This window comes from Comamonas sp. BIGb0152 (assembly GCF_024809975.1).
Lineage (GTDB): Bacteria > Pseudomonadota > Gammaproteobacteria > Burkholderiales > Burkholderiaceae_C > Comamonas.
This window is the reverse complement of the sequence record NZ_JANUDY010000016.1, coordinates 24,456-41,980: the sequence shown is the minus strand read 5'-3', so window position 1 is coordinate 41,980 and position 17,525 is coordinate 24,456. Positions and strand designations below refer to the sequence as shown.

Annotated in this window: 16 protein-coding genes and 5 tRNA genes; 8 read left to right on the top strand and 13 right to left on the bottom strand. The window is 63.3% G+C overall.

Annotated features, from left to right (window positions below; genetic code table 11):
* The 7 genes from M2375_RS22075 to M2375_RS22045 form a co-directional block, all read right to left on the bottom strand.
* A partial coding sequence (locus M2375_RS22075; protein WP_259170423.1) for a GTP-binding protein occupies positions 1–149 on the bottom strand: 149 nt, incomplete at its 3' end.
* Between the two features lie 66 nt (positions 150–215).
* A tRNA-Thr gene (locus M2375_RS22070) sits at positions 216–290 on the bottom strand.
* A gap of 39 nt (positions 291–329) precedes the next feature.
* Positions 330–403, bottom strand: a tRNA-Gly gene (locus tag M2375_RS22065).
* A 53-nt stretch (positions 404–456) separates the two neighbouring features.
* A tRNA-Tyr gene (locus M2375_RS22060) sits at positions 457–542 on the bottom strand.
* A 152-nt stretch (positions 543–694) separates the two neighbouring features.
* Positions 695–771, bottom strand: a tRNA-Arg gene (locus M2375_RS22055).
* A gap of 295 nt (positions 772–1,066) precedes the next feature.
* Positions 1,067–1,142, bottom strand: a tRNA-Arg gene (locus M2375_RS22050).
* A 124-nt stretch (positions 1,143–1,266) separates the two neighbouring features.
* Positions 1,267–1,902, bottom strand: coding sequence for a TetR family transcriptional regulator (locus M2375_RS22045; protein WP_259170416.1), 636 nt, complete (start codon positions 1,900–1,902; stop codon positions 1,267–1,269).
* Positions 1,903–2,132: 230 nt separating this feature from the next.
* On the opposite strand from M2375_RS22045, the gene M2375_RS22040 reads away from it, so the two are divergent.
* The 4 genes from M2375_RS22040 to M2375_RS22025 all read left to right on the top strand — a co-directional run bounded on the left by M2375_RS22040 (position 2,133) and on the right by M2375_RS22025 (position 9,196).
* Positions 2,133–3,452, top strand: coding sequence for an efflux RND transporter periplasmic adaptor subunit (locus tag M2375_RS22040; protein ID WP_259170421.1), 1,320 nt, complete (start codon positions 2,133–2,135; stop codon positions 3,450–3,452).
* A 15-nt stretch (positions 3,453–3,467) separates the two neighbouring features.
* A complete protein-coding gene (locus tag M2375_RS22035; RefSeq protein WP_259170415.1) occupies positions 3,468–6,686 on the top strand; it encodes an efflux RND transporter permease subunit in 3,219 nt (1,072 codons plus the stop codon).
* Complete coding sequence (locus M2375_RS22030) at positions 6,679–8,118, top strand: efflux transporter outer membrane subunit (protein WP_259170414.1); 1,440 nt, start codon at positions 6,679–6,681, stop codon at positions 8,116–8,118. The genes M2375_RS22035 and M2375_RS22030 overlap by 8 nt, the downstream gene beginning before the upstream one ends.
* Before the next feature lie 193 nt (positions 8,119–8,311).
* Positions 8,312–9,196, top strand: coding sequence for a cytochrome c5 family protein (locus tag M2375_RS22025; protein ID WP_259170413.1), 885 nt, complete (start codon positions 8,312–8,314; stop codon positions 9,194–9,196).
* Positions 9,197–9,247: 51 nt separating this feature from the next.
* Here the strand turns inward: M2375_RS22025 and M2375_RS22020 are convergent, their stop codons facing one another.
* Positions 9,248–9,814, bottom strand: coding sequence for a DUF2946 family protein (locus M2375_RS22020; RefSeq protein WP_259170412.1), 567 nt, complete (start codon positions 9,812–9,814; stop codon positions 9,248–9,250).
* 130 nt (positions 9,815–9,944) lie between these two features.
* On the opposite strand from M2375_RS22020, the gene M2375_RS22015 reads away from it, so the two are divergent.
* The 4 genes from M2375_RS22015 (at position 9,945) to M2375_RS22000 (ending at position 13,318) form a co-directional block, all read left to right on the top strand.
* Positions 9,945–10,547 (top strand): LemA family protein, encoded by a 603-nt coding sequence (locus M2375_RS22015; protein WP_259170411.1) that lies wholly within the window; start codon positions 9,945–9,947, stop codon positions 10,545–10,547.
* A 4-nt stretch (positions 10,548–10,551) separates the two neighbouring features.
* Positions 10,552–11,490 carry a TPM domain-containing protein gene (locus M2375_RS22010; protein WP_404979366.1) on the top strand — a complete coding sequence of 313 codons (939 nt, stop codon included), beginning with the start codon at positions 10,552–10,554 and terminating at the stop codon, positions 11,488–11,490.
* The gene (locus M2375_RS22005) at positions 11,490–12,008 is read left to right on the top strand and encodes a TPM domain-containing protein (protein ID WP_259170410.1); all 519 of its coding nucleotides are present in this window, start codon (positions 11,490–11,492) and stop codon (positions 12,006–12,008) included. Before M2375_RS22010 ends, M2375_RS22005 begins: the two co-directional genes overlap by 1 nt.
* A gap of 116 nt (positions 12,009–12,124) precedes the next feature.
* Positions 12,125–13,318, top strand: coding sequence for a DUF1624 domain-containing protein (locus M2375_RS22000; protein ID WP_259170408.1), 1,194 nt, complete (start codon positions 12,125–12,127; stop codon positions 13,316–13,318).
* Positions 13,319–13,335: 17 nt separating this feature from the next.
* Here the strand turns inward: M2375_RS22000 and M2375_RS21995 are convergent, their stop codons facing one another.
* From M2375_RS21995 to M2375_RS21975, 5 genes are all read right to left on the bottom strand, one after another.
* Positions 13,336–13,725: a Fur family transcriptional regulator gene (locus M2375_RS21995; RefSeq protein WP_259170406.1), complete on the bottom strand. Its 390-nt coding sequence runs from the start codon at positions 13,723–13,725 to the stop codon at positions 13,336–13,338.
* Positions 13,726–13,842: 117 nt separating this feature from the next.
* The gene (locus tag M2375_RS21990) at positions 13,843–15,168 is read right to left on the bottom strand and encodes an OprD family porin (protein ID WP_259170404.1); all 1,326 of its coding nucleotides are present in this window, start codon (positions 15,166–15,168) and stop codon (positions 13,843–13,845) included.
* A 32-nt stretch (positions 15,169–15,200) separates the two neighbouring features.
* Positions 15,201–15,614, bottom strand: coding sequence for a pseudoazurin (locus M2375_RS21985; RefSeq protein WP_259170403.1), 414 nt, complete (start codon positions 15,612–15,614; stop codon positions 15,201–15,203).
* A 48-nt stretch (positions 15,615–15,662) separates the two neighbouring features.
* A complete protein-coding gene (locus M2375_RS21980; protein ID WP_259170401.1) occupies positions 15,663–16,454 on the bottom strand; it encodes an ABC transporter ATP-binding protein in 792 nt (263 codons plus the stop codon).
* Positions 16,451–17,518 carry an iron ABC transporter permease gene (locus tag M2375_RS21975; protein ID WP_259170400.1) on the bottom strand — a complete coding sequence of 356 codons (1,068 nt, stop codon included), beginning with the start codon at positions 17,516–17,518 and terminating at the stop codon, positions 16,451–16,453. The genes M2375_RS21980 and M2375_RS21975 overlap by 4 nt, the downstream gene beginning before the upstream one ends.
* Positions 17,519–17,525 lie beyond the last annotated feature (7 nt).

Below are 17,525 nucleotides of genomic sequence, written 5' to 3'. Positions count from 1 at the left end.
ATCTGGTCGTAAGCCTTGGCTTCGCCGCCGAACTTCTTCGACAGCACGGTTGCGATAGCAGCCGTCAGCGTGGTCTTGCCGTGGTCAACGTGACCGATCGTGCCCACGTTCACGTGCGGCTTGGTGCGCTCGAATTTTCCTTTTGCCATTCTTGACTCCGAAAAAACCTAAACCTAATGGGATATAGCGCAACAAGAACCGTGCGCACTTAAATATGGTGCCCATGGGCAGGATCGAACTGCCGACCTCCCCCTTACCAAGGGGGTGCTCTACCACTGAGCCACATGGGCAATTTTTTCAAATTGCAACAGGATCGCTTTACTGCAGACTGGAGCGGGAGACGGGAATCGAACCCGCGTCATTAGCTTGGAAGGCTAGGGTTCTACCATTGAACTACTCCCGCATCAACCGCGCCATAAGCGCAATTGCTGCAAAGCTTTCTTCTTCAACCATTTCTGGTGGAGGGGACTGGATTCGAACCAGTGTAGGCGTAAGCCAACAGATTTACAGTCTGCCCCCTTTAGCCACTCGGGCACCCCTCCGAAGAAGAACTAGATTGTAGCATCATTTTTGGCTGTTTTTAGAAACTTCCGATTTCTCGTGAATTTCTTCCGGGAACGCAACCCGAACAAACCCCAAACAAAACTACTCTCTATATAAAAAGCCCCGAGACCTGAATCTCGAGGCTCTTATCTGGTGCGGCTGGCAGGAATTGAACCCACGACCCCTTGGTTCGTAGCCAAGTACTCTATCCAACTGAGCTACAGCCGCTAAGCTGCGTATTGTAGGTGGTTTTTTGGTGCCTCGGCCGAGTTTGCGACATTTTTTCCAAGAATCCCGCGTATCGCCTGCGAAACAGCGCCAAAAGCCAGTCCAAAGCCCCGCCGCCGCCCCGGTTTGCAGACAGGATGCCTACGGCCCAGCCCCAGGACGGCATCAGCGGCGGCGCTGTAGGCATGCCGCTGCGGATTACACCGGGCGCGGCATTGCCAGACAGGCAACAAAAAACCCGCCATGTGAATACATGCGGGTGTTGTGCTGCGCGGCAAGCGCGGAGGTGCTGAATTGGTGCGGCTGGCGGGGATCGAACCCACGACCCTTGGCTTCGGAGGCCAATACTCTATCCACTGAGCTACAGCCGCACACGCTGCAGGCGCAGGGCCCACAGATCAGACTCGGCGATTATGGCATGGCTTGGGTACCCCGACTTGCGACTTGCGCACAACGCAGGCACAAGCCGCATGGCCAGCGTGCGACCAGCCTTCCTCAAGCGACAGCAGGGAGCTTGCTTGGCCCAAAGCCCAGGCCAGCCAGATAAGCCTCTACCGCCTTCTCGCCCATGCTGCGCAGCGGAAAGTTACCCTCATTGAGCACCCAGCCATGGATCAAGCCCACAAACAGCGAATGCAAGCCCAGCGCTGCCTCCTGGGGCGTCATCAGCATCTGCACCTGGTCTCGGCTGGCCGCTTCTTCAAGATCGATGGCGAATTTGCGCTGGGAGCAGGCAAAACTCTCGACATGGCCTTCGCGCACACTCTCCAGCTCGCCCACGTATTCGAGCTTGAACAGCGCCGTGTCAAACACCTTGCGGCGGCGTTCATCCCCATCCATACTGTCAAACACTGCATAAATTGATCTGCGAATTCGATCGAGCGGCGCCAGGTCGCCGTACTTGTCGTCACAAATTTCCTCGAAGGGCATGCAAATGCGATCGAGCATCGATGAAAACACATCGACCTTGTCTTTGAAGTGCCAGTACACCGCACCGCGGGTTGCACCTGCGCGCTGGGCGATTTCGTTGAGCGAGGCGCGCGCCACACCCTTCTCGAAGAACACCTGTTCTGCCGCATCCAGCAGCTTGATGCGTGTCTCATCCGCCTCTGCTTTGGTACGTCGTGCCATGGCTTTTTTTTCCGTTCTTGCAAGCACCTGGCCCCGGTTTGTCAACCTAAAGGCCATGCGATATTGATCAAATTACCACAATTATACATTTACGCATGTATGTATAATCGCGCAGCAATTTCATGGGAATTGAGGATCATCCGCGTCCGGATGTGAGACAAGCCCTACAGGAGCCTCCGGGTTCACCATCTTTCCATTTCTCATCTACCGAAGGGACTTTCATGCAGCAGATGTATGAAGCAAACCAATCTACCGGGAACCTCCCAGCCTCTCCCAGCAAGGGCCGCAAAGCCGGCGTGCTGGCTTTGACGCTGGTAGCCGCCCTGGTCTTGACCGCCTGCGGCAACAAAAAGGACGAGCAAGCGCCTAAGCAAGGCGGTGCACCCAAGCCCCCCGAGGTCAGCGTCCTGACGGTGAAGCTGGAGAGCATTCCCGTGGTGTCCGACCTGCCCGGTCGCCTGGAGCCCGTGCGCGTAGCCCAGGTCGGGGCGCGCGTGGCCGGCATCTTGCAAAAGCGCCTGTTCACCGAAGGCTCGGATGTGAAGGCCGGACAGGTTCTCTACCATATCGATAATGCGCCCTACCGCGCCAACTTGGAAAGCGCCCAGGCGACTCTGGCGCAGGCCCAGGCGACCTTGGCCCAGGCCGCATCCACCGCCCGCCGCTACAAGCCACTGGTAGAGGCCAACGCCATCAGCAAGCAAGAATACGATGTCGCCGTGGCCAACGAAAAAGCTGCGCTGGCCCAAGTCGCCGCAGGCAAGGCTGGCGTGACCAATGCCAACATCAACCTCGGCTATGCCGCCGTGACGGCACCCATCTCCGGCCGCATTGGCCGCTCCTTGGTGACCGAAGGCGCGCTGGTGGGCCAAAGCGGTGTGACCGAGCTGGCCGTGATCCAGCAGATCAACCCGCTGTATGTGAACGTGACGCAGTCCTCTTCCGAGATCCTGCGCATGCGTGAAGCACTCAAGACCGGCAAGCTGGCCAAGGCCGGCGAGAACGCGGCCAAGGTCATCGTCTACACCGATGACGGCAAGCCCTACGCCCACCCCGGCAAGCTGCTGTTTACCGATCTGACGGTGGACCCGACCACCGGCCAGGTAAGCGTGCGCGCCGAGTTGCCCAACCCTGAAGGTCTGCTGCTGCCCGGCATGTATGTGCGCGTGCACATCCAAGAAGCCCAGGTGGACAACGCCGTGCTGGTGCCTCAGCAGGCGGTGACCCGCAATGAGAAGGGCAATACCGTGATGGTCGTGGCCGCCGACGGCTCCGTCAGCCCACGCCCCGTGCAGATCAGCCAGTCCAAGGGCACGAACTGGGTGGTGAGCGAAGGACTCAAGGCCGGCGACCAGGTCATGGTCGATGGCTTTATCAAGCTGGGCATGGGCGCGACACATGTGACGCCGGTGCCCTGGAAGAACCCGAGCGACAAGGCCGCAGCGCCAGCGGCGCCAGCAGCAGGGGCTGCGCCCCAGGCTGATGCGGCCGCCGCGGACAAGCCCGCAGCCTCGGCCGAAGCTGCAGGCAACGCCGCCTCCAGCAAATAAACAGGACACAGCGGAATGTCAAAGTTCTTTATCCATAGACCGATTTTTGCCTGGGTGATCGCGATCTTCGTGGTCCTCGCAGGTATCGTGTCCATTACCCGACTGCCGGTGGCGCAGTTCCCGAGCGTGGCGCCGCCTACCATCACGGTAACGGCCGCCTACCCTGGCGCGACGGCGCAAACCCTGACCGATTCGGTGCTGCAGCTGATCGAGCGCGAGATCAACGGCGCCGAAGGCCTGATGTACATGTCGTCTTCCGCCTCTGCCACCGGCAGCGGCGAGTTGACCGTGACCTTCGAGCCTGGCACCAACCCCGATCTGGCCCAGGTGGATGTGCAAAACCGGCTGGCACGCGCCACGCCGCGCCTGCCCAGCATCGTGCAATCACTGGGGGTGCGCGTCGACAAGTCGATGAGCAACTTCCTGATGATTCTGACCTTCCAGTCAGACACCGGCGAGACCTCGCGTGACGAAATCTCCGATTACGTCAACCGCAATGTGGTGCCAGAAATCCAGCGTCTGAACGGCGTGGGCAAGGCCCAGCTGTTTGCGTCCGGCCGTGCCATGCGCGTCTGGGTCGATCCGGCCAAGCTGCAGGGCTACAACATGTCGATCGCGCAGATCAATGCCGCCATTGCCGCGCAGAACCAGCAGATCTCCGGCGGCGCGCTGGGCGATACGCCGAGCCTGCCAGGCACCATGATGAATGCCACCATCGTCGTGCCGGGCCAGCTGTCCACGCCTGAGGAGTTTGGCGAGGTGGTGCTGCGCTCCAACTCGGACGGCTCAACCGTGCGCCTCAAGGATGTGGCCCGCGTGGAGCTGGGCGCTGAAAGCTATGCCACCAACTCGCGCCTGGACGGCAAGCCCGCCGTGGCGCTGGCGGTGCAGCTGACCTCGACCGCGAACGCGATGGCGACCGCCAAAGAGGTTTACAGCAAGATGGACGAGCTCGAATCTTTCCTGCCTGCGGGCGTGAAGTGGGCCGCGCCGTATGACACCTCGAAGTTCGTCAAGATCTCGATTGAAAAAGTGCTGCACACCCTGCTCGAAGCCATCGTGCTGGTGTTCATCGTGATGCTGATCTTCTTGCAGAACATCCGCTACACCTTGATCCCGACCATCGTGGTGCCTATTGCGCTGCTCGGCGCCTTTGCGGTGATGTACAGCGTGGGGCTGACCATCAACATCTTGTCGATGTTCGCGATGGTGCTGGTGATTGGTATCGTCGTGGACGATGCGATTGTGGTGGTGGAGAACGTCGAGCGGATCATGTCCGAAGAGGGCTTATCACCCAAGGACGCGACCATCAAGGCCATGGGCCAGATCCAGGGTGCTGTGGTCGGTATTACCGTGATTCTGGTGACGGTGTTCATCCCGCTGGCCATGTTCTCGGGCGCTACCGGCAATATCTACCGCCAGTTCTCGCTGGTGATGGCGATCTCGATCTTCTTCTCGGGCTTCTTCGCGCTGACCCTGACGCCTGCGCTGTGCGCCACCATGCTCAAGCCCATTCCCAAGGGCCATGCACATGACAAGAAGACCGGCCTGCTCGGCCCCTTCTACAACTGGTTCAACCGCATGTTCGGCAAGGCCACCAAGGGCTACCAGAAGACCTTGGTGGGCGTGGTCAAGCGCACCTTCCTGGCCTTCTTGGTCTATGCGGCGGTGATCGTCGGTGTGGTGTTCGGCTTCAAGGCCCTGCCCACCGCCTTCTTGCCGGTCGAAGACCAGGGCTACGTGATATCGCTGGTTCAGCTGCCCCCGGGTGCCACCCAGGAGCGCACCAGCGAGACCATGAAGCAGCTGGAAGACTTTGCCTTGGCGCAACCGGAGACGGCCAACATCGTCAGCATTCTGGGCTTCAGCTTTGCCGGTCAAGCGCAGAACATGGGTCTGGCTTTTACCGTGTTCAAGGACTGGTCCGAACGCACGACACCCGGCTCGGATGCTTCGTCGTTCGCCGGCCGCGCCATGGGCGCGATGATGAGCCTGCGCGATGGCTTCATCTACACCCTGGTGCCCCCGTCGATCTCGGAGCTGGGCAACAGCGATGGCTTTACCTTCCGTCTGCAAGACCGGGGCAACCACGGCCATGCAGAACTGCTCAAGGCCCGCAATGACCTGATCGCCAAGGCCAGCAAAAACGACATACTGACGGGTATGCGTTTTGATGGTGTGGACGATGCGCCGCAGTGGCAGGTGGATATCAACCGCAACGCGGTGTATGCACAAAAGGTCAGCATGGGCGACATCGCCACGACCTTGTCGACGGCCCTGGGTTCGAGCAACTCCAGCGACTTCCCGAACAATGGCTACATGCAGCGCGTCACCATCCAGGCCGACGCAGCCACCCGCATGCAGCCAGAAGACGTGCTGAAGCTGACGGTGCCCAATGCCGATGGCAAGCTGGTCGAGCTCTCGACCCTGGTCACCGCCAAGTGGATCACCGGCCCGATGCAGATGTCGCGCTACAACGGCTATCCCTCGATGAGCATCACCGGCCAGGCCAAGCCCGGCTACACCACCGGTGACGCGATGGCCGAGATGGAAAAACTCTCTGCCGAGCTGCCCCAAGGCTTTGGTTATGAGTGGACTGGCCAGTCGCTGGATGAGAAGAAAGCCGGCTCGTCGGGCATGATTCTCTACGCCTTCTCGATCCTGGCGGTGTTCCTCTGCCTGGCTGCACTGTATGAGAGCTGGAGCATACCGCTGGCCGTGCTGCTGGTGGTGCCTCTGGGTGTGTTGGGCGCGGTTGCTGGTATGCACCTGCGTGGCATGCCCAATGACATCTACTTCCAGGTGGCGCTGATCACCGTGATCGGCTTGTCAGCGAAGAACGCCATCTTGATTGTGGAGTTCGCCAAGGACCTGCATGACCAGGGCATGAGTGCGCTCGATGCCGCGCTTGAAGCCGGTCACCTGCGCTTCCGCCCCATCTTGATGACCTCGCTGGCCTTCATCTTGGGCGTGGTGCCGCTGTACATCGCCTCTGGCGCCAGTGCGGTCAGCCAGCACGAGATCGGCACCGGCGTGTTCTGGGGCATGATCATCGGCACCTTCCTGGCCGTGTTCCTGGTGCCCGTGTTCTTTGTCGAGGTCTTCCGCCTGTTCGGCCGCAAGGGCGGACAGGACAAGGGACCGCAGGGCAGCCCGCCCGCGCCGCAGTCCCCTGACCGTGGCCATGACGCTGTGCTGTCTGCCAATGTGGGGAAAGGAACCCACCATGAATAAGAAACTGATCCCAACCGTTTTGGCTGCGGCCCTGCTGGCCTCGGGCTGCTCGCTGATTCCATCCCTGGACAGGCCAGCATCCCCGGTGGCCGTGCAGTACCCGGTGGCCACCGAGCAAACGCAGCAAGCCGCTGCCGATATTGCGTGGCAGAACTTCTTCAGCGATACGCGGCTGCAGCAGCTGATCCAAACCGCGCTGGACAACAACCGCGACCTGCGCGTGGCGGTGCTCAATATTGCCCAGGCCCGCGCGCTCTACCAGATCCAGGACGCCCAGCGCTTTCCGGAAGTGGGCGTCTCCGGCTCGGCTTCGCGCCAGCGCAGCCAGATCACTGGCGGCTATGGCAACGCGTTCAGCGTGGGCGTGGGCATCCAGAGCTGGGAGATCGACTTCTTTGGCCGCATCAGCAGTCTCAAGGAGCAAGCCCTGGCCCAGTACCTGGCCACCGAAGAAGGCCGCAAGTCTGCCCAGATCAGCCTGGTGGCCTCGGTCGCCAATGCCTGGCTGACTTTGCAGGCCGATGAGGAGCTGATCGACATCTCGCGCCGTACTCTGGAGACACGCGAAGAATCGATCAAGCTGTCCAAGCTGCGCCTGGATGCGGGTGTGGCCTCGGAGCTGGATTACCGCCAGGCCCAGTCGCTGACCGAAAACGCCAAGGCCACCTTGGCCCAGCAACTGCGCCAGCGTGCGCTGGACGTCAACGCCCTGACCTTGCTGCTGGGCCAGACGCCCCCCGCCGAGCTGCTGACCAGCCTGCAGGGCAAGCGCCTGACCGATCTGCCCGTGATGGCCGATGTGCCAGCGGGTCTGCCCTCGGACCTGTTGCTGCGCCGCCCCGACCTGCGCCAGGCCGAGCAGACCATGATCGCCGCCAACGCCAACATTGGCGCGGCACGCGCGCTGTTCTACCCGGCCATCTCGCTGACCGCCAGCGCTGGCTTTGCCAGCTCCGAGCTGTCCGATCTGTTCGACTCCAAGTCCAAGGGCTTCTCGATCGCGCCTTCGCTGTACCTGCCGATCTTCAACGCCGGGCGCAACCAGGCCAACCTGGAAGTGGCGCAAGTGCAGACCCAGATTGCGGCTGCGCAGTATGAGAAGGCCATCCAGACCGCGTTCCGGGAGGTGTCCGACGCCCTGGTCAGCCGCCAGACCCTGGCCGACCAGCTGCAATCGCAGCAGGCCCAGGTCGAGGCTGAATCGGCACGCCTGAAGCTGTCGGACCTGCGCTACAAGAACGGCGTGGCCAGCTACCTGGACCTGCTCGATGCCCAGCGTTCGCTGTTCAGCCTGCAGCAAGCCGTGGTGCAAGTGCGCCTGACCCAGTTGCAAAACCAGGTGGGCTTGTACAAGGCCCTGGGTGGCGGCTGGACCGATGCAGCGCCTGCTGACACTGTCGCTCAGGCGGCCCCGACTGCTGGCAAACCATAGGTTGCTGCCCGCGACTGCGGCCCCACAATGGCTTGCCAGACCTGCTGGCAAGCCATTTTTTTATGCGCCCGCGCCGCAAGTGTGGCTGATTGCCTGCAGGTAGTTGCCCGGAGGCCATGCAAAAAGACCCGTCTATATAATGATTTTGGCCTCTGCACGATGAACAACAAGCCCCCGAGAACTTGAGGAAGCCATGAGCGACATCCAGCAAGAAGAAGCACATACAGGCCCCGTCAAATCACCCAAACAATTTTTGTGGACGGTGATATTCGCTTTTGTGGTTCCCGTCTTCGCCATCATTGGCCTGGTGATGTATGTCACCGCAGCCAACAAACCCGCCTCCGGTGCGGCCGATGCGCCCGCCTCCATCGCTGCGCGCTTGCAAAAGGTGGGCTCGGTCGAGATACGCGATGCCAACCGCCCCCTCAAGTCCGGCCAGGAGGTCTACCAGGCCCAATGCGCTGCCTGCCATGCCAGTGGTGCTGCCGGCGCCCCCAAGTTTGAAGATGCCGCTGCCTGGGCACCGCGCATCAAGACCGGCTTGGAAGCGCTGGTGCACTCCTCCATCGCTGGCAAGGGCGCCATGGCCCCGCAAGGCGGCGGCGACTTTGAAGACACCGAAATCGCACGCGGCGTGGTGTACATGGCCAACGCAGCGGGCGCCAAGTTTGATGAGCCCCAGCGCCCCGCTGCCGCCAGTGCCGATGCGGGCAGTGCTGCCCCCGCCCAGCCTGCTGCTGCGCCGGTAGCGGCCACTGCGCCTGCTACAGCAGCTGCCGAGCCGGCTGCAGCCACCGCTGCTGTGGCCGCTGCGCCTGCCGCTGCTGCTGCCAACACCGCCGTCAATGGCAAGGCCCTGTATGACAAGGCCTGTTTTGTTTGCCATGCAGCCGGCGTGGCCGGAGCCCCAAAGTTTGGCGACAAGGCCGCCTGGGCACCTTATATTGCCCAAGGCATCGACAGCATGGTGAAGATCGCCATCAGCGGCAAGGGCGCCATGCCACCACGTGGCGGCTCCAGCGCATCGGACGAAGAGATCCATGCCGCCGTGCAGTACATGGTGGAGCAGGCCCAGTAACGAAGAGTGGTGATGGTAGTGGGGCAGCGAGTGCGCGCCCCGCTTCAATGCTCAGGGCTTGGCTGCATCCAGTGCGGCGGGTGAGCGCACAAAGCCAAATTGCGCCTCCAGCTGCGCACTGCTCAGCTCAGCGGGCTGCGGCAACAAGCCCCGCTCCAGCGCCTGCGACACATCGAGCACATCCTGCGTATGCACCATGCCCAGGCCTTGGGCGGTGTTCAGGTAGACGGCGCCTTGCTCATCGGTAAGCACCGCCCGCACCTGCGTCAGCGCCAGCACATCGCCGGTATGGGCATGCAGTTGCAGCGTCTCATCACGCCATTGCGCGCGCCAGATCCAGGGCGTCGCCTCCAGCTCTACAAACACCTGCTGCGGGCCGTTCTGAAAATACCAGCAGCCCCGCGCATCGGCCAGGTAGTTGCGGGCGATGAACTGCGCGAGTTTCTCGTGCTCCACCCGGGAGCCCTTGGCCCCCGGCTTGCCACTGGCAAAGCCGCCGCTGGCCTGGGCCTGCGCATCGCGCAGCCACCAGTTGCCGCGCGCATCCAGGCCCAGCCAGCCCCAGCAGGCGGGCACGTTGGGCCATTTGGCCATGGCTTGTTTCACAATATCGTCCATCCGGGCATCGTACTGCATGGGCCCGGCGCGGCCTGCGGGTGTTCAGCCCCTCATTCCGTCAATAATCGCTGACAATGGGACGCTGCCAGATGGGTAACAATGGCGGCTCTGAACATGGCAAGGAGCCCTCATGAACGCATGGAAACGATTTCTGGTGGTGACCGCCGCTGCGCTGGCACTGACGGGCTGCGGCTACAACGATTTTCAACGGCTGGACGAAGAGTCCACCGCCGCCTGGAGCGAGGTACTGAGCCAGTACCAGCGCCGCGCTGACCTGGTGCCCAATATCGTGGCCTCGGTCAAAGGTGAGGCTAACTTTGAGCAAGACACCTTGACCAAGGTGATCGAAGCGCGGGCCAAGGCCACCTCGATCCAGGCCACGCCCGAGCTGGTGAACAACCCCGAGGCCTTCAACAAGTTCCAGCAGGCCCAGGGCGAGCTGTCGAGCGCCTTGTCGCGCCTGATGGTGGTGTCCGAGCGCTACCCCGAGCTCAAAGCCAACCAGGCCTTCCGCGATCTGCGAGTCACCCTGGAAGGCACGGAAAACCGCATTGCCGTGGCGCGTGACCGCTACATCGGCACGGTGAAGGCCTACAACATCAAGGCCCGCCAGTTCCCCACCAACCTGACCGCCAAGGTCTTTGGCTACCAGCCCAAGGCCAATTTCACGGTGCAGAACGAGGCACAGATCTCTCAGCCGCCGACCGTGGACTTCTCGTCTGAGCGGAAGTAAGCGCATGGCCTGGATGCCCGCTTGGCGCCCACGGCTGGCCTGGATGCTGGCCCTGGTCGCGGCCGTGCTGCTGCCCTGGCTCACAGCACCAGCGCTGGCCGCCGTGCAGCCGGTGCCGGCACTCAGCGCCCATGTGATCGACCAGACTGCCACCTTGAGCGCGCAGGAGACCGCACAGCTCGAAGCCCAGTTGACGGCACTGGAGCGCGATACCGGCGCGCAGGTGGTGGTCTTGATGGTGCGCAGCACCAGCCCCGAAGACATTGCCGCCTATGCCCAGCGCGTGGCCAGCACCTGGAAGATTGGCCGCAAGGACGTGGGCGATGGCCTGCTGGTGCTCGTGGCCAAGGACGACCGGCGCATGCGCATCGAGGTCGCCAAGACCTTGGAAGGCGCGATCCCCGATCTGCGCGCCGCGCGCATCATTGACCAGACGATGACACCCGCCTTCCGGGCGGGCAACTTTGCCGCCGGCATTGGTGACAGCGTGGCCCAGATTGGCGCCTTGATCAAGGGCGAAGCGCTGCCGCCACCCAGTACCAGCCCGAAAGCCGGCAACCAGGCCGCCTCGGGCTTGCCCGACGACCCGGCGCAGCTGCTGCTGTTCTTCTTCATCTTTGTGATGGTGGGCGGCAGCGTGTTGCGCAGCATGCTGGGCCGCGCGCTGGGTTCGCTGGCCACCGGCGGCGCAGCAGGCCTGGTAGCGGCCTGGCTCACGTCGAGCGTGCTGCTGGGCATTGGCGCTGGCGTCGCCGCGCTGTTTGTGGTCTTGCTGGCCGGCACCATGCGTGGGGGCAGCTCGATTGGCGGTGGTGGCGGAGGCTTTGGCGGCGGAGGCGGCTTTGGGGGTGGTGGATTTGGCGGAGGCCGAGGTGGCGGAGGCGGCTTTGGCTCCGGCGGCGGTGGTAATTTTGGGGGCGGCGGCGCCTCGGGGAGCTGGTGATGGGCCATTGGTTACAACGCTGGGGCCGGCAACTGCGCCACCGCTTTCTGGAACGCGATGCCTCCCATGCCCTGCCCGACGACGCGCGCCAGCGCCTGGCGCAAGCCATTGCCGCTTCTGAGGCCAAGCACAGCGGCCAGATCCGCGTCTATGTCGAAAGTGCCCTGCCCTGGAGCTACATCCGCCGCGATGCCCCGGCACGCGAGCGCGCGGTGATGCAGTTTGGCAAGCAGCGCGTTTGGGACACCGAGCACAACAATGGCGTGCTCATTTACCTGCTGCTGACCGACCATGCGATTGAGATCGTCGCTGACCGGGCGGTGTCGCGCTGCGTCAGCGGGCCCCAGTGGCAGGCGATGGTCGAGAGCTTGGCTACCGACTTGCGCAGCGGCCAGTATGAAAAGGCACTGCTGGCGGCCATCGGCCAGGTCTCGCGCCATTTGGAGCAGCAGTTTCCGCGCAGCGCCCAGTCACCGGCCACGGACAACGAACTGGACGACAACCCCTTGGTGGGCTGAGCGGCACCAGCGCTGCAGATTTCGGGCCCCGAGGTAGATGTGGCGGCCGATATAAATGATAATGCGCAATCAATATCATTTGATACGCTTTTTCGTTCCTCGTCCTTTTCTGCCCCATGTCCTCCGACACTCCCATCGCCCTTCCCCGCAGCCCTGCTGGCGGCACCCCGGGCGCCAGCCGCCTGCAGTCCATCGATGCCTTGCGCGGCCTGGTCATCCTCTTCATGCTGATCGACCATGTGCGCGAGACCTTCTACCTGCACCACCAGGTGCCGGACCCCATGGATGTTTCCACAACGGCACCCGAGCTGTTTTTCAGCCGCTTGCTGGCGCACCTGTGCGCGCCGGTGTTTGTGCTGCTCACGGGTCTGTCGGCCTTTTTGTACGGCAGCAAGTACGAAGACGGGCGTGCGACCGCCTCGGGCTTTCTCTTCAAGCGGGGGCTGTTTTTGGTGCTGCTCGAAGTGACCGTGGTGAACTTTGCCTGGACCTTCCAGTTTCCGCCCGCCAAGATCTTCTTGCAGGTGATCTGGGCCATTGGCCTGTCGATGCTGGCGCTGTCGGCGCTGGTGTGGTTGCCCCGGCGGCTGATCATTCCGCTGGGTCTGCTGCTGGTCGCCGGCCACAACCTGCTCGACCACCTGCACTTTGCGCCTGACCATGCGCTGCACACGCTGTGGGCGGTACTGCATGACCGGGGCTGGATCGAGGTAAGCGAGAACCTGCGCCTGCGCACCTCCTACCCGCTGCTGCCTTGGATCGGTGTGATTGCACTGGGCTATGCAATGGGCCCCTGGTTTGCCAAGGGCGCTGATGCGCTACAGCGCCAGCGCCGCTTGCTGGTCTGGGGCCTGGGGCTGCTGGCGGGCTTTGTGCTGCTGCGGGCCGCCAACTTTTATGGCGACAAACCCTGGGCGGCGGCCGATTCACTGCTGGTCAGCGCCATGGCCTTTTTGAACATCACCAAGTACCCGCCATCGCTGCTGTTCCTGGCGCTGACCTTGGGCATCGGCTTGCTGCTGTTGCGCGCTTTTGAGCGCCGCCCGGGTGCGGCCTGGCTGCTGCCGCTGACGGTGTTTGGCGCAGCGCCCATGTTCTTTTATGTGCTGCACCTGTATGTGCTCAAGTTGCTGTACCTGGGCGCGCAAGCCATCTGGGGCAACAACTACGGCGAGCTGTTTGGCTTTGGCGCGATGTGGATGGTGTGGCTCACCACGGTGGCCCTGGGCTTTGCGCTCTACCCGCCGGTCAAGGCCTTTGCCGCCTTCAAGGCCCGCCGCCGCGATATTGCCTGGCTCAAGTACCTGTAAGCCGTCCGTACCAGCGCTCAGGCTGCTGGGCCTGCGCCGCTGCAGCAGTCCTTGCACTGGCCGTACAAGGTGATCTCATGGCCCTCAACCAAAAAGCCCGGGGGTGCCATGCCTTTGAGGTCGCCCGGGCAGGCCTGGATATCAAATACCCGGCGGCAGCTGTTGCACTGGAAGTGGTGGTGGTGGTCATGCGTGGCCGGCTCATAAAGCGGCAGGCCACCGGGCAAGGTCACCACGCGCAGCAGGCCCTCTTCCGTCATCGATTTGAGGTTGCGGTACACCGTCGCAATGCCCAAGGCCGGTAGCGCAGCGCCCGCAATTTCCAGCACCTCTTGGGGCGAGAGTGGACGGCCTTGCGATGCAAAGGCATCGGCGATGGCGGCGCGCTGGCGGGTAGGACGTTGCATGGTCTGACAGGGGCGTTCCGAAGAACGGATGGGCAATCGAGGGAGCGCCCATCATAGCTGCTCTGACTGCAGCATGCAGGCTGCGCGGCAGCACTGGCGCGCCCTCCTTGCCCAGCGTCAGAAAATCTGCACCGGCATCTCGGCCAGCAGCCGCACTTGGTTCACATTCAGCTCACCCTGGGTTTTGTTGGCCCGGTGCACGCCATAGCGCAGCTGCAGCGCCAACCCCTTGGCCTGGCCTTGCTGCACGGTGTAGCGCAGCAGCATGTCGCGCTCCCAGTGCCGGCCGCCGCTGCCGCTGGCGCCCAGGTAGTTGGTGTACACGCTGCCGGCGCGGCGGTAGTCGATGCCTGAGCCGCGTGTGTAGGCCACACCGGCACGCAGGCCCGGTGTCAGCCATTGGCCCAGATCGGCCTCGTACTTGAGCTGCCAGGACGCCTCGTGTGGCGCATTGAAGTCCGACAGCTGCATCGCGTTTTCCAGCCAGATGGAGCCCCGGTTGACGTAATCGAAGGGCGTGTTCCCATCCACTTTTTGGTAGCCCAAGCCCAGCTGGTGCATGCCTGCCGCATAGGTGGCCATCAGGCTCCAGGTGAGGTTGTCGACCTGGCCGGCCTTGGCGGCACCGGTGTCTTTGTTGCGGTACAGGTTCAGGCTGAGCGAGAGGCTTTGTTTGTCGGCCAGCGCCTTTTTGTAGACCCCGCCCAGGTACCAGGTGTTCCAAACGTTCTCGTATTGGCCGACGTAGCTCGACAGGCTCAGGCCGCTCCAGGGCGTGGCCCAGCTGCCGCCGGCAAAGCTGAAGGCATCGCCCTGCACGCCGGAGTAATTGGCCAGCAGCGGCTGGCCGTTTTTGCGGGCATTGCGGTCGGCCCAGCGGGTAAAACGGCCGGCCTGCAGGCTCAGCTGCGGGATGTCGTTGCTGCTGACCAGCCAGCCCCGGTTGGTCTCGGGCAGCAGGCGCGTGTCGGACGAATGGAAAATCGGGTTCTTGGTGCGCATCTCGCCGACTTTCAGCTCAGTCGATGACCAGCGCAGCTTGAGCGCCGCCCCGGCGCGGCCAAAGCTGTCCTGGAGATCGCTACCGTCCTTGGCGATATAGCGCGGGTTGCTGCGCACCTTGTCGGCATCTGAGCCCAAGTTAAGGCCGCCATAGGCATGGGCATCCAGCCCCAGGCCGATCAAACCCTGTGTGTAGCCCGAGCTGAAGTTGAGCATCAGCCCATAGCCTGCCTCGCGCGCCTGGTCCGAGCGCGCGCCGCCGGACACCACCCGCGTGCTGTCGCCGCGCCGGTAGTCCAGCTGCTCTACCACCATGCGGTTGACGAGGCCCAGGCTGGCGCCTTCGACCAAGCCCTTGGCGTCATCTTGCGCGCCGGCATGGACGGCCAGGGACATGACGGCCAGGCCGCTTAACCGGGCCATCGATTTGAAATATTTCATGCGCTTGTTTGGTAAAAAATCCTGGCAGCCATTCAGCGCGGCGCAGAGGCGCGGCTGACGATGTCCTTGAAGCGCTGCTGCGCACGCTCGGGCACCTCGGCGGGCACCTGCAAGCTGGACAGTGGCGCATCGCCGACCTGCACCAGCATGACCATGCCCATCGCGTAATGGGGCAGACATTGCACGCCATAAAGGCCTGGGGCATCAAAGCTGACTTCGATCTCTTCGTTGATCTTGCCCTTGAAGGGCTTGGCCCCGGCGGGCGCCATGCCCGGAATGCTGACGGCATCGTGGCCGTTGCTGCTGGCCAGAAACTTGATCTTGTCGCCCGGTTTGAGCTTCAAAAACTCGGGCTCGTAGGTCATCGCACCGGTGGCGCTGCGGTTGCGCATCTTGACCTCAAAGGTCTCGGCTGCCACCTGGCTGCAGAGCAAAGCGCCCAACAAAAGGGGTATCCAGGTGCGGAGGTGGGGGAAAGGCATATCGGGTCACCGTCAAGAAGAAGAGAGCGGACGAAAACGCAGCACATGGCTGCCGTCCCAGGGATCGACCAGCGCACTGGCCTGCACGCGGAATACTTGTGCCAGCAGCGCTGCATCCAGCACCTGCGCGGGCGTGCCCAGCGCCACCAGCCGGCCATGCTGCATGACGGCGACGCGGTCGCAGGCGAGGGCCTGGTTCAGGTCATGCAGGGCCACGACCTTGGTGACGGGCAAGGCGCGGACCAGCGCCATCAGCGACAGCTGCTGGTGGATATCGAGGTGGTTGCAAGGCTCGTCGAGCAGCAGCACACCGGGCTGCTGCGCCAGGGCGCGCGCAATGTGTATGCGCTGGCGTTCGCCACCCGAGAGGCTGTGCCAGGCGCTGTGGCGTTTTTCCTCCATGCCGACCGCGCTGAGGGCTTGCTGGACGGCCTCCCAGTCTTGGGTCGAAAAAGGCTGCAGCGCCGACAGCCAGGGGGTGCGCCCCAGTGCCACCGCATCCTGCACGCTGATGGCGTCCTGCGTCTCAGCCATTTGCGCCACCAGGGCCAGCTCGCGTGCGATGGCGCGGCGCCCCATCTGGTGCAGGGGCTGGCCCTGCAGCAGCACCTGGCCTGCGTCGGGATTGATGACACCGGCCAGCAAGCGCAACAGGCTGGATTTTCCCGAGCCATTGGGGCCAATCAAACCCAGCATCTCGTGGCGCTGCACGGACAGCGACACCTGCTCCACAATGCGCCTGCCTTGCAGGCGCAAGCCCAGCGCGCAGGCTTGCAAAACAGCGTCTTCAGGTGCCGCGCTCATCGCTGCCTCCGCTGGCTTCTGAGCAAGATGCCGGCAAACACGGGCGCCCCTACCAGCGCGGTGATCACGCCAATCGGCAGCACCTGACCGCGGATCAAGGTGCGCGACAGCACATCGGCGGCGATCAAAAACACGGCCCCCATCATGGCGCTGGCAGGCACCAGGCGGCGGTGGCTGACGCCCACCAGCATGCGGGCGGCATGCGGAATCACCAGGCCCACAAAGCCAATGGCGCCGACGATGGAGACCATAACCGCCGTCATGAGCGCCGCCACCAGCAGCAGCACCAACTGCACCCGGCGCACTGGCACGCCCAACGCGGCAGCCGACTCACTGCCAAAGGTGAAAGCATCCAGCGCCCGCGTGTGCAGCAGGCAGAGCAACAGGCCGGTGATGGCGATGCAGGCCGTCAACACGGTATCGGGCCAGCGCACACCGCTCAGGCTGCCCAGCAGCCAGAACATGATGCCCCGGGCCTGCTCGGCGCTGCCTGATTTGGTGATGATCAGCGAGGTCAGCGCATTGAACAGCTGCGAGCCCGCAATGCCGGCCAGCACAATCTGCCCGCTGTTGCGCAAGCCGCCACTGCCGGCGGCATGGGCCAGCAGGGCGACCAGCGCAAACGCACAGAGCGCACCCAAAAATGCGCCCACCGTCATCGATATGGCGCCCGCACCAATGCCCACGACCGACACCAGCACGGCACCCGTGGAGGCCCCGGCGGAGATGCCGAGCAAATAGGGCTCGGCCAGCGCATTGCGCAGCAAGGATTGCAAGATGACGCCGGCAACCGCCAGGCCCGCGCCACAGCTGGCCGCGACCAGCGCACGGGGCAGGCGGTAGTTCCAGACGATGCCCTGGCTGATCGGATCAATGGCGTAGCTCGCGCCGAACAGCTTGTTGGCCAGCACCTGCAGCACCAGGCTGGGCGACAGCGCGGTCTCACCAATGGCGATGCCCAGCGCCACGCTCAGGACCAGCGCAAACAAGGCGCCCAGGCCCAGCAACGCCCAGTGCAGCGGCTTGCGCAGCGCCGATGCTGCTGCCACGGGTACAGGGGTCATGGGCATG